We start from the raw sequence: 11,799 nt of genomic DNA, 5'->3' as shown, positions 1-11,799 counted from the left end.
GCGGGACACCTTCGGGTGTGCCGGAGGTTCCGTGAATTCCTCTGGTCGGCTAACCCGCGTGCAGCTGCCACCCTCTTTGTTTAGCCGCAAAAGGTAGTAGCTCCTCAAAAAACACGGAGGTGCGCTATGACTGATTTCATCCCGCTACACAGCAATCTCACCCCTACCCCAGTGTTCCACCTCGACCGCAACGCCCCGGCCGCGGACTTGCACGGCGGCGCGGTGCAGCGCATCAAAGCCTCGCGCGACCTGCTGCACAGCCTCAACTGCCTGAGCCTCAAAGGCGTCGACGAGCGTGACCTGAACCACTTCGTCAACGCCGCCCACCTGCTGCTGCAAGACGGCTGCGATGCCCTGGACGCCTTGCAGTGGCGGCTGGAGGCGTAAAGGCCTCGGTCAAACCTGCCCGGTTGGCCTCTTTGGGGGTCAACCGGCGGTCTTGTCTTCCCCCTCAGCAGGTGTCGACGAAGGGCCCATCCAGGTGCCATACAGCTTCTTGGTATTGATAAAAGTGAACAGACCCACACCAAGGGCAAGCACCACAAAGCCCCAATAAGCCTGGTCACTCCATTGAAAAGCCACCCACGCCTTGTACAGAAAAAACCCGACAGCACCGGCTCCCGCAAGACCGAGCACCGAGATGAAAAACCAATAAATCAAACGTTCTGCCATGTTGAAACTTCCTTGCCTCATTAATTAAAAGTACGCAGTTATTGCTACCTATCAGGGTGAATCAACTAATCGCTTTGGCGCCCTCCAGAGCACAAGTTTCAATCACGGTATGTCACATGCCGGGCCATCAGATTCGGCCGGCTGAAAGTGTCGATGGTTTCAATCTTCCCGAGCATTTCCTTGACCTTGGCCTTGAAGGTTTCATCGTCCATATCGATCCAGTAACGCGCTGGGCGTTGCTGTTGCCGGTCGTACTCGGCCGTGACCGGGTCCAAGTGGCGATAGGGCTCGTACATGGGAATATCAGGCAGGGGGCGGCTGATATCCATGAAGTTCTGGAAGAAATCCCATAAGGCGCAGGGTCTTTGCAGGGTGTTGTCAGGTGCAATCAAGTTGTTGAAGTTAATGCGAATGTCGCGATAGCGATGGATCAGGAACAGGCTATTCATAGGCAGGCCCTGACGATCCGGGCTGGTGACGATATAGGCGTCGAACTCGTAGAAGGGAGCAGTTGTCTCATCGATAACACCTTCTTTTTTGAAGCGCTTGTAGTCGAAGAAGGTGACAAGGCCAGTACGGCGATTGAGTTCCCAGAGAGGGCCTTTAGGGGGGCGAAACCAAATACTCGGAAAATAGTTTACGACAAGACTACCTATCCCCCAACACACAAGCGGAACCCCTAATATCCATGAATAGAGACCAAAAAACATATCAAGCGTAAATTGCCATGGAGTTTTTTGCGATGCAGGCATAATAGTAAAGTGGGCTAAAGCCATGAACACTAATAGAATTACAAAAACCCATTTACAACCCCCCCTCATAAACAACCAAAACTGCGAGCAAAATGGAAGCTGAGCATACCTAAACCTTTCTTGATCATACTTCTGATGAAGTTCAACCCCCTCTAAAGGTAGAGCAACATAAGTACCATTATTTATTTTTATTAATTTTTCTCTTTCAGCCTTTTCCCAAAACCGCATGCTTTCAGGTTTTGGATCTTGCATGATACGGATTGGCACTACCTCCTGAGTACTCCCCCAAGGTAAATGCACCCCTGAAAACTTAAGCAACCAGCCTCGCTCTGCCGACTCAGATTGGCCTGGAATACTGTCAGGCTTGTATGCTTCTTGTCCGTAGTACTGCACCAAATCTAATAAGTTATTCATTACTTGACACCTTATGGTTTTTTTCATCAGCCCAAAATGGGAGCTCAGCCTTATTAAAGTTGGCCTTAGCATGAACTGGCACATAAAGTGCTAGACCCTTAACTCCCGGAGCCGGAAAATGGCGGTTTTCTCCGCAGTTCTTCAATATAAGTTGTGCGCGAACCGCCCAGTACCAGTTACGCGTTTTGAAGGGAGATGGATCTGTATTGGCAGGAGGGGTAGAAAAATAGAGTTCAAGACTGTCGTTGTACAGCCGCTGCGCCTTAGGTATCGAACATATGGTGGGGGCTTGTATATCGGTACTGTAGGGCGAGCCTTTGATGCTGTAGTAGGTGACTTTTTCGCAAAGTCCACAATCAGCCTCGATATCGACGCTCCCCAGGCTGCCGAGTAAACCTGGAAGTCGGCTTTCTATACGAATCAAGGTATCGGCACTGCGCACTGAATGGGGCACTTCAGCACGGGAGTCCAGTTTGGCTTTAGGCTCGAAGAGCGGATTGCGGCCAACGACGATGCTGTTACCGGCGAACACGCCAAGCAGACGATAGAAAGCCTCTTGCGGATCTCGTAGGTATTGGACATCAGCGCCTGCAGTGCCAAAAGTCTCAGCGCTTAACCAATATTCCATCAGCATTTCACTGCCCGTGTCAGTCAATGTACTGCACATGGTTTGCCATCAGATTGGGCCGGTTGAAGGTATCGATGGCATCAATCTTCCCGAGCATCTCTTTGACCTTGGCCTTGAAGGTTTCATCGTCCATATCAATCCAGTAACGCGCTGGGCGTTGCTGTTGACGGTCGTATTCGGCGGTGACCGGGTCCAAGTAGCGATAGGGTTCGTACAGGGGAATATCAGGCAGCGGCCGGCTGATATCCATGAAGTTCTGGAAGAAATCCCATAAGGCCCAGGGCTTTTGCAGGGTGTTGTCTGGGGTAATAAGGCTGTTGAAGTTGATACGAATATCGCGATAACGATGGATCAGGAACAACCCGTTCATAGGCGAGCCCTGACGATCTGGACTGGTGACGATGTAGGCATCGAATTCGTAGAACGGAGCAGTGACCTCATCGATAACGCCTTCTTTTTTAAAGCGCTTGTAGTCGAAGAATGTGACAAGGCCGGTGCGGCGATTAAGTTCCCAAAGAGGGCCCTTTGGGGGGCGAAACCAGATGCGCGGAAAGTGATGCATGACAATATGCCCTACCCCCCAACATAGCAGCGTTGGAAATAAGATAGGCCAGAATACACTCGAGAGCGCGTCCCAAAAACCTATCTTCAGTTGTGAATCTCTTGAAACAATTGATAAAAACAAGCTGACAAACGCAAAAAGTATCGCAAACAAATAAAAACCGTACTTTCCAAAAACCTGCATAAACAACCAAAATTGTGAGCGAAATGGTAACTGGGCAAATCGAAATCTCTCCTGATCATATTTTTCATGAGTTTCTATATTTTCAAATGGAGCGGGAGTGTAAGTTCCCTGTGCTATCTTTTCCTCTCGCTCCCTTAAGGCTTTTTCATAAGCACGTAGGCCATGGGGAGAGGGGTGGCGCAAAAGGTCTTCGGGGGCTAAGTCCTTGGTCCCCCCCCAAGGTAAACGTGTTCCTGAGAAATTAATCAACCGACTTCGCTCTACTGACGCGGTTTGAGTCGGGATGCTTTTCGGGCTGTATACCAGTTGCCCGTAATAAGGCATTGGTTCGATCATTTTATCCATTGATCAATTTCTTATGAGTTTGTTCGTCTGCCCAAAATGGGCGTTTGATCCTATTGAAGTCGGCCTTGGCATACGCCGCCCCATAAGCTGCTGGGTCTTTAACTTCCGGTGCGGGGAAGTAACGGAGTCCACCGCGGGTTTGCAAAACAAACTGTGCCCGAACCGCCCAGTACCAGCCGCTGGTTTTAAATGAGGATGGGCCTCTATTGGCAGGAGGGGTAGAAAAATAGAGCTCAAGACTGTCGCTAAATAGCCGCTGTGCTTTGGGTATGGAACACATGTTGGGCGCTTGAATATCGGTACGGTAGGGCGAACCTTTGATGCTGTAGCGGGTGATGGTTTCACAGAGTCGACAATCCGCCTCGATATCAACGCTACCCAAACTGCCGAGCAAGCCTGGAAGTCGACTTTCTATACGAATTAGGGTATCGGCAGTGCGCACTGAGTAGGGCACTTCCTCCCGACCGTCCAGTTTGGCGTTTGGCTCGAAAAGCGGATTGCGGACAATGCTGATGTTGATACCGGCGAACACGCCAAGCAGACGATAGAAAGCCTCTTGCGGATCTTGCAAGTGCTGGGTGTTAGCATCTTTAGTGCCAAACGGCCCGGCATTTAACCAATCTTCCAGCGGGGTGCTGCTTAGCCAGAGCACCAGGCCGGTGCCGATACCGATCAATAAAAGGGCGACCCAATTCAATGGATGCATGCCTAGTACTGGGGCCACGCCGCTGAACAGTCCGGCAGCGACACCTGAGAGAGCACCTCCGGCCATCAGCAGATAGCCATACATGGCCTGATCGTTCCATTGCCAAGCATACCAAGCGTCATAGAGACTTACCCCGGCAAAGATCAGACCTCCGATCGATTGAATAATCAGCCGAGCAGACAAATCTTTAGTTACAACTTCTCCTAATGTACTACCTAGTCGCTTGTTTAGTACGTCACCAGAAACTGTATAAAGTGCTCTTCTTGTAAAGATCTCTGTTGATTGACTGCCTGTAAGTTTTATAGTCAAAGCTTCCATCGCAACAACTAAGTCAATGTAAGCTCCAGCTGTACTTCCTACGGCCCTTAGCTCGCCTTTTTCCCTAATATTTTTCTCTTTGCTTTGCACCTCCGCCCTTACATTCCACATCTCCAACATCAATACCGCCGCCGCAAAAGGCCGGCTGTTCAATACCCGCCAGGTATGAGTTTTCCTCCGCTGTTCACTTAAATGCTCACGAGCATCATTCAAAGCGCTTCGGGCTCGGGTGCTGTTTGCCGCGTCGGCGGCGGCGACGCTGTCTGCCTGTTGGGCGGCGTTGATCTGGCGGTTCAGGCTGCCCACGAGTTGGGCGGTGCTGTGATTGCGCGGGATCACCAGTACCCAATGCTCGGCACTGGCTATATCCGCTCCCGACATGCGTGTGCGGCTGGTGCTGCCCAGTAGGTTTCCACGGGCGTCGAGAAACTCTCCATGGATTCTTTTCGCCCGGACCTGACGCGTGGGCAGGTCCTCCAGGCCGAACAGGTAGTAGTTCCGCGTGACCGCCCCACGGCGCATGAAATAGGCCGGGCCAAAGGTCGCGGGCATCAAGCTGCGCAATTGCTGCACTCCACGGCCATGCAGGGTGATGTTGACTGGCTGGGCCTGTGCGCCGAGGCGCTCGCGCATTTGGTTCAAACGTTCATTGGCCTGGTGGCTGGCGGTTCGGCTGGCGGTGGCGGTTTGTGCGGCCTGGTTGGCGGCATTGCGCGGGGCTACGGTGGCTGCAAGGGCCCTGTCCACGGCGCCTTGCAGGTTTTCGAAAAAACCTATCAAAGCGGCGCTGGTGTTCTTGCCATTGAGTGTCAGAAAACTGTCCAGGCGACCTTCAGCCAGCAGTGTGGCCAGCAGGGCGCTGTCCAGCAGTTCCTGTTGCGCGAGAGACGGAGGCGCCTGGTTTTCATGCTTGGCCAACTCGGTCGGACGAAAGCAACCATCGCCAAGGTTTAGGTCATCCTGGGTCGGAACCTTGTAGGGCACACAGACCATTTCCAGATCACAGGACGGCCAGAGCATGCGGTGCCAGGCGCAGGTCGTGTCTTCGGCAATGCCGCTGAGCAGTTTCTGTGCACGGCTGGCCTTGGGGCTGTACAGGCTGACGCCGGTCACGGCGTCCACCACATCGCCGGTGGGTGACAGTGGATCGAGCCGCCCCGGCGGCAGGGCCATGCTCGCCATGGCCTGGCTCAGGGTGAACAGCGCGGCCAGGTAGTCGAAGCCCTCCAGGCTCAGGTGGTCGGCGAAGGTTTGTTGGGTAACGCCCTGCTCCAGGCATTCGCTCAGCAGGTCCTGGGCGCTGTTCATGTGCTGCCAGACCATGGCCCGCTCCACGGTGGCGGTGCAGCGGTTGATGGCCTGCTTGCCTGTGTCGTTGAGTTTCTTCATGCCGGCATGCAGTGCATTGGCCTGCCCTGCGAGCTGGCGCGGCACCACCAGCTGCTGCACCAGCAGCGCACTGCCGTGGTTGGGCTCTTGGGCGGCGCGGCGGGCGCAGAGCATGAGCAACTGGTGATGAGTGTTGAGGCGCATGTGCAGGTGGCGCACGCGGTAGCGTGGGTCGTCCAGCAATACGCCACAGAGCTGGCGTTGCCGGGCCGATTCGAGGACGTCGGCCACGCTGTCCTGGGCCAGCCATAAATCCTTTTTTTCGCCTTCTGCCTCCGGCTTGCTGCCAGGCTCGGGGTCGGGCGCCGGCAAGGAGGCTTCCAGGGCATCGGCGATGGCGGTCAGTTCCAGCGCTACGCTATGGGGCTGTTCTGCGCTGCCGGCGGTGCAGGCTTGAAGGAAGGCCTTGGCCTGGGTGCTGGCCTGAACGGGGAATTGTCCGGACAGGTCGCACAGGTAACTGCCTGGATGTTCGAGCATCCACTCGTAGCCCGGCGCCCGGGGGCGTTGCGGTGCGGCCACGCTGACCGGGAAAGCATTCGACTGGAGGTTGAGCCAGGTGGTTCTGGCCTGAGACGCAGCGCTCTGGTTGGTGGCGTTGTGCACATCGAAAGCGGCAAAGGCCTGCACCATCGCTGTGCCATCCGGCTGGTTCTTGTACAGCCGCTTGAAACGCTGGTCAGCGCTGCGCAGGTCGGGGCTCCGGCAGCGTTGGCCACGCAGCTTGGCGTCCTGTTCCAGGCGCTGTAGCCGAGGCGCACTGAGCTGGACTTCCGAGAAGCACAGCTGCAAATCATCCACTCGCCGGTCATTCCAGCTGGCCGGTAGCCAAATGTCGTCCAGGGCCTGACCGCTGGCCTTGCGTTCACCGGGCTTGAAGCTCTGGCCCTGGCGAAACTGCGCCACATCGATGTCGTGGTAGGTGGTCTTGTCGCCCTCGATACGCACTTCCAGCTCGCGCCACAGCCGCTGCTCGTGGAACACGTAGACGTAGCCAGTGCGCGCCAGTACCGGCGTGCCAAGGTCGTAGGCGCTTTTGCTGCCGGGCAAGGCGACAAAGGGCAACACCGGCACCAGCTGGTTCCACTGGGCATCGCTCTGGCGGGGCGTGGGGCGCGGGTTGTCGAGCAATGGCAGGCGAATGGGCGCGCCCTGGGTGGTGGCGATTTCCAGGCACAGTTGTCCCTTGGCCAGGCCGGCGCTGTCCCAGACGTGCAACACACTGCTGCACAGTTCCCGTTCCAGGGGCTCCTGCTCGCCCTTGAGCGGGCTGCGGGCCTGATCCAGCAGCACCAGCTTCTGGCTCTCGGGATGATCCTTGCCGATCACCTGGACGATCAGTTTGCCGGCTTCGCAGGCAGGGCCCGGGCTCAGGCTACCGATGGGGGCGCTCATGTCAGTGACTCCTTGTCTTGCCAATGCCGACGTAACAGTTCCAGGCGGTCCTCATTGCTGGTGTGTGAAGCCAGACGCGGCAGGTCGTGGTGGGCATAGCGCAGCCGCAGGTCGAGAAAACGCTGCAGTTCCTCGGCCTGGACGAAGCCCAGATCCATGCCCTGCTCCAGGTACTCACTCGCTTGGGTGAATGACAGGTCGCGCTGCCGCTTCCACCATTGATACAGGAAGTACTCTCTGCGCTGACGCTGCAACGCTTGCTCCTGTTGCTGGCTGAGGCGAGCCGGGGCGGCTCCGGGCATCGTCCTCCATTGCGCAGCGTGTGGGTTGTCGACGCTCAGCCAGCGCTCTTTATCCTCGGCCTGATCGGCCCAGGTGCCGCCATACCAGCTCAAGCGCGAGACAGGCCCCAGCCACGGCGCAAGGCTTTGAGCGGCATCGGCGGCAAAGAAGTAACTGGCAGTGGTCGGATTGCAATAACACAGCACCCCCTTGCGCTGTTCGCCAAAGCGCACCAGCAGAATATGCCGCAGGTGCTCCAGCAGGGTGTCCGTGGGCACCGAACTTTCAAGGATCAGCCCCGGCCACTGCTCCGGCTCCTGCCTCATGAACTCCAGCACCCGGGGATTGCGCGCGCAGTCCAGCCAGACCGGACTCTGCTCACGGCATTCAGCCAGCTCAGTGGCGTCGAACAGCAGGCTGGGCGAGGGATCATCCGTCGCCTGGTAGATTTTTTCCAACAGGTACTCACTGCGCTCCAGCAGCACTGAGGTGTTCATCTTGACGCTCCTGCCAGCAGGGCCTTGCGGCACGGGCAATCGGTCAGCGGACACTGCATGGGCGTGCCGCCCTTGGGCTTCTGGCACAGTTCCACCAGAGGCAGTTTTTCCTTGAGCCGTTGTTGCAACAAGGCCCCGGGCTTATCCCCATCCGCCGCCTGCAACGGCCCCGGCAACAACGGCGCCGCGCCAGTGCCACTGCCCGGGCTGCCGCCGGAGTTGTTATTGACCAGGGCGCCGCTGAGGGCCACGCCGCCGGCGTCGATCTTGATCCAGCTGCCGCCGCCCTTGAGGGTCAGTTCGCTGCCGGCTTCGAGCACTACTTTCAGGCCGCTGGACAGGTGGATTTCCTGGCCGGCTTCGATGAACAGGCCGTTGCCCAGTTGCAGGTGCTGGCTGCCGGCGATGCTCAGGTGATCACTGGCGCGGGCTTCGACTTTGCGGTCGCCATGCACGGTGTGGTGCTCCTCGGCCTTGAATTCGCTGTAGCTGTTGGCCTCTACCGTGTCGTGGCGCTGGTGGCCGACGCGGATTTTCTGGTCGTGTTCGATGTGCTGGTCCCAGTCGCGCTGGGCGTGGATGAAGATTTGCTCGGCGCCTTTTTTGTCTTCGATGCGCAGTTCGTTGAAGCCGCCGCCACCGGGGGAGCTCAGGGTCTTGAAGGTGCTGCGGGTCTTGTGTTGCGGCAGCGGGTAGGGAACGACGTTTTCCTTGTGGTACAGGCAGCCGGTGATCAGGGGCTGGTCGGGATCGCCTTCGAGGAAGGTCACCAGCACTTCCATGCCGACCCGGGGGATGGCGATGGCGCCGTACCAGGCGCCGGCCCAGGCCGAGGACACCCGTAGCCAGCAGCTGCTCTTGTCGTTGCCCTGGCCCTCGCGGTCCCAGTGAAACTGCACCTTGACCCGGCCGTGGGCGTCGGTGTGGATGTCCTCGTCCCGAGGGCCGGTGACCTTGGCGGTCTGGCTGCCGAGAATCCGCGGCTTGGGGTGTTCCAGGGGCGGGCGATGGGGCACTTCCCAGGGGGTGGCGGTGAAGCGGTTGCGGTAGCCCTGGTGAAAGCCTGTTCCGGCCCGGGTGTCGCTGGTGATGGACTCTTCCAGCACCTGCGGCTGTTTGCCTTCGTGGAGGACTTCGGTCAGTAGCCACAGGTCGTTCCAGGCCGGGTGGGGGTGCCCGCTCAGGGGCAGGAAATGCCCGCTGCACAGGCTTGGCTGGTCGCTGTGGCCGCTGGCCTGGCGGTAGTCGCTGCGGTGCCGTTCCAGGGCGCGTCTGGCCAGATGCTTGCCGCGCTCGCGGTCGGTGAAGCGTCCGGGGTAGGCGTAGTCTTCAAGGTCCGGCTCGGCTTTTGGCTCTTGCGGTTTGGCCGCTCCCTGCATCTGCAGACGCGGTTTTTCGAAGTCGTAGTCGCGGCGCGTGGTGCGGCTGGGGCGCGCCTCGAAGCGCAGCTCGAAGCGCTTGATCACCGGCTCGCTGGCCACCAAGCCGGAGTCTTGCCGGTAGGCCACCGGGGCCAGCTTGCGGAACACCGTCTGGTCTTCGCCGAACACCAGTCGATGCCCTTCGCGGCTGTGCTGAAAGTGGTAGTGCAGGCCCTCTTCCTCGCACAGGCGCTGGATGAAGCGCAGGTCCGATTCGTCGTACTGCACGCAGTACTCACGCTCCGGGTAGGGGCCGGCGAGGTGGAAGTGGTAGTCGTTGCCGAGGATGCCGTGCTCTTCCAGCACCTGGGCGATGATGTGCGGCACGCTCAGGTGCTGGAAGATCCGTTGGTTGATGCGCTGGCCCAGATAGGCCAGGCGCGGGCCGAGGGTGATCCGGTAGTGGGTCAGGCGACGACCGCGGTCGCCTTGGGCGATGCGCTGGATCTGCCCGTGAATGCCGCTGCCATCGGCCGCCAGTTGCAGGAAGGCCGGGGTGTGCAGCAGCGCGTCCAGGTCCAGGTTGGAGCGTTCGCTGACCAGCTCCAGGTCGAAGGCGAAGGGCCGGCTGATGCGCTCCCGGCCCTGCAGGCCGAGCACTTGAAAGTCGTGGGGGCGACCCTCCAGGGTCAGGCTGAAATGCGTCTGGTCGGCGGCGGCGAACATTCCCTGTGCCTCGATGCGGGCAGTGCAACTGCTGAGTCAATAAGGGCCCGGGCCAGCGGGGCTGGCCGGGGCGCGGTAAGGGTCGAGCGGCCTTCCTTAGCCGGTGACCGGGGTCCGCCAGTCATCGGAACCGGAAGTGCCGGAGACTTCGTGGGTCCAGGTGATCTTGCGGTAGGTGAAGTGCACGTCTTCCAGGTGGGTGAAGTGGGCGTTGCCCGGGTCCTGGCAGTTGTGCATGTAGTCCTTGATGTCGACGATGATCGCGTCCTCAAGGGTGGTGGTGTAGTAGTGCTCCTGGGTGCCGGCGGCGGAGGTGCGGTACCACTGGATGACGATCTCGGTCAGGCGCTCGCCCGAGGTCAGCGCCGCCAGCAGCAGCGGCGAAGCCTTGTCGAAGACCTTGGTGATGATCACCGGCTTGTGCACGCGCTGGCCGGTGGGCTGGCCGGACTGCGGATCGCGGGGAATGATCACTTCGTGCTGAAAGCCCTGGACCATGACCTGGTCTTCATGACCTTCCTGGTAGGTGTTGCCCACGGAATCGGCGGTAAAGGCCCCGGCGGTGATCAGCCCCTGTTTGGTGCCGGTGACGGACATATACGCTGGCGTTGCCATGCATGCTCTCCTTGCAAATCACTAAAGAAACCCCGGCCAGCTGGCCGTGGGGTGCAGAGGTGAGTACAAGGTCTGTGCCAGCAATTGATTAGTTGTTTTGAATCAATAAGTTACCGATTTTTAAGCGATGGCCGGCGGCGTTTTTCGAGGAAATACCGGGAAAAGTGCGCAACATGTTGCGCAGTGCTGTGCAAGATCTTGCGCACCTTGAAGCAGGCCATGCCGCAAGGCCATTACCGCGATCTGTTCACAGGCTTATCCACAGATGGCTGCGCAACATGTTGCGCAGTGGCGGGGTTATCCACAGGATTGGCATCCGGCCGCCCTCTGGGTCCACAATGCGCGCCGGACCGGCCAGCCAATGGCCTGAACAGACAATGATGAGAGTCAGCATGGACACACCGATTCGCTCGAACCAGGCACTGCTGGAACAGATCAAGCACGGCCTTGCGCCCGACTACCTGATGTTCTGGGGCCACCAGCCGACCCGCGACGGGCGCCTCTCTCCGAGCTGCTTCAGCCAGTGGTTCGCCGCCGGTTTCGAGCTTGAGGGCATTCACTACCCCAGCGCCGAGCATTTCATGATGGCCGGCAAGGCCCTGCTGTTTGACGACCGGGAAACCCACGGGCGGATCCTCAAGGCGACCACCCCGGCGGACGTCGAACAGTTGGGTCGCGAAGTACGCGGCTTCGATGACGCCCGTTGGTGCGAGGCGCGTTTCGAGATCGTGGTGCAAGGCAACCTGGCCAAGTTCAGCCAGCACCCGGCCCTGGGCGACTACCTGCTGTCCACCCGCGATCAGGTGCTGGTGGAAGCCAGCCCGGTGGACCGGATCTGGGGCATTGGCCTGGCGGCGGACGATGCCAGGGCCAGCCGGCCGGAGCAGTGGCGCGGCCTGAACCTGCTGGGGTATGCCTTGATGGAAGTGCGCGACAGGTTGCGGGGCGCCTGAG

The 11,799-nt window shown here is 58.8% G+C and carries 9 protein-coding genes and 1 pseudogene; 2 read left to right on the top strand and 8 right to left on the bottom strand.

Features of this window, described 5'->3' with window-relative positions:
• Positions 1–126 precede the first annotated feature (126 nt).
• Positions 127–387: a hypothetical protein gene (locus tag GGI48_RS17505; protein ID WP_047306481.1), complete on the top strand. Its 261-nt coding sequence runs from the start codon at positions 127–129 to the stop codon at positions 385–387.
• Positions 388–426: 39 nt separating this feature from the next.
• On the opposite strand, the gene GGI48_RS17500 is transcribed toward GGI48_RS17505, so the two are convergent.
• From GGI48_RS17500 to GGI48_RS17465, 8 genes and pseudogenes are all read right to left on the bottom strand, one after another.
• Entirely contained in the window at positions 427–672 is a 246-nt protein-coding gene (locus GGI48_RS17500) for a hypothetical protein (RefSeq protein ID WP_179599354.1), read from the bottom strand.
• 98 nt (positions 673–770) lie between these two features.
• Positions 771–1,676: a hypothetical protein gene (locus GGI48_RS17495; RefSeq protein ID WP_179602048.1), complete on the bottom strand. Its 906-nt coding sequence runs from the start codon at positions 1,674–1,676 to the stop codon at positions 771–773.
• A 154-nt stretch (positions 1,677–1,830) separates the two neighbouring features.
• Positions 1,831–2,466: a hypothetical protein gene (locus tag GGI48_RS17490; RefSeq protein ID WP_179665929.1), complete on the bottom strand. Its 636-nt coding sequence runs from the start codon at positions 2,464–2,466 to the stop codon at positions 1,831–1,833.
• A 19-nt stretch (positions 2,467–2,485) separates the two neighbouring features.
• Positions 2,486–3,394 carry a hypothetical protein gene (locus tag GGI48_RS17485; RefSeq protein ID WP_179602046.1) on the bottom strand — a complete coding sequence of 303 codons (909 nt, stop codon included), beginning with the start codon at positions 3,392–3,394 and terminating at the stop codon, positions 2,486–2,488.
• A 154-nt stretch (positions 3,395–3,548) separates the two neighbouring features.
• Positions 3,549–7,298 carry a toxin VasX gene (locus GGI48_RS17480; RefSeq protein ID WP_313771298.1) on the bottom strand — a complete coding sequence of 1,250 codons (3,750 nt, stop codon included), beginning with the start codon at positions 7,296–7,298 and terminating at the stop codon, positions 3,549–3,551.
• Positions 7,299–7,594: 296 nt separating this feature from the next.
• A pseudogene (locus GGI48_RS17475) lies at positions 7,595–8,143 on the bottom strand (DUF4123 domain-containing protein); the annotation flags it as partial.
• Positions 8,140–10,230 carry a type VI secretion system tip protein TssI/VgrG gene (gene tssI / locus GGI48_RS17470; protein WP_179599347.1) on the bottom strand — a complete coding sequence of 697 codons (2,091 nt, stop codon included), beginning with the start codon at positions 10,228–10,230 and terminating at the stop codon, positions 8,140–8,142. The gene tssI and the pseudogene GGI48_RS17475, both read right to left, overlap by 4 nt.
• A 96-nt stretch (positions 10,231–10,326) precedes the next feature.
• A complete protein-coding gene (locus tag GGI48_RS17465; protein ID WP_047305413.1) occupies positions 10,327–10,845 on the bottom strand; it encodes an Hcp family type VI secretion system effector in 519 nt (172 codons plus the stop codon).
• A gap of 392 nt (positions 10,846–11,237) precedes the next feature.
• Between GGI48_RS17465 and GGI48_RS17460 the strand changes: the two genes are divergently transcribed.
• Entirely contained in the window at positions 11,238–11,798 is a 561-nt protein-coding gene (locus tag GGI48_RS17460; protein ID WP_179599345.1) for an NADAR family protein, read from the top strand.
• The last annotated feature ends 1 nt before the right edge of the window (position 11,799 follow it).

This window comes from Pseudomonas protegens (assembly GCF_013407925.2).
Classification (GTDB): Bacteria; Pseudomonadota; Gammaproteobacteria; order Pseudomonadales; family Pseudomonadaceae; genus Aquipseudomonas; species Aquipseudomonas fluorescens_AP.
Note: the sequence above shows the minus strand (reverse complement) of the source record. Positions and strands in the feature narration are given on the sequence as shown.

What these genes read in the sequence shown, in the direction of transcription:
- GGI48_RS17505 (WP_047306481.1), top strand. Translation starts at nt 127, where the DNA reads ATGACTGATTTCATCCCGCTACACAGCAATCTCACCCCTACCCCAGTG.
- GGI48_RS17500 (WP_179599354.1), bottom strand. Translation starts at nt 672, where the DNA reads ATGGCAGAACGTTTGATTTATTGGTTTTTCATCTCGGTGCTCGGTCTT.
- GGI48_RS17495 (WP_179602048.1), bottom strand. Translation starts at nt 1,676, where the DNA reads ATGCAAGATCCAAAACCTGAAAGCATGCGGTTTTGGGAAAAGGCTGAA.
- GGI48_RS17490 (WP_179665929.1), bottom strand. Translation starts at nt 2,466, where the DNA reads ATGGAATATTGGTTAAGCGCTGAGACTTTTGGCACTGCAGGCGCTGAT.
- tssI (WP_179599347.1), bottom strand. Translation starts at nt 10,230, where the DNA reads ATGTTCGCCGCCGCCGACCAGACGCATTTCAGCCTGACCCTGGAGGGT.
- GGI48_RS17465 (WP_047305413.1), bottom strand. Translation starts at nt 10,845, where the DNA reads ATGGCAACGCCAGCGTATATGTCCGTCACCGGCACCAAACAGGGGCTG.
- GGI48_RS17460 (WP_179599345.1), top strand. Translation starts at nt 11,238, where the DNA reads ATGGACACACCGATTCGCTCGAACCAGGCACTGCTGGAACAGATCAAG.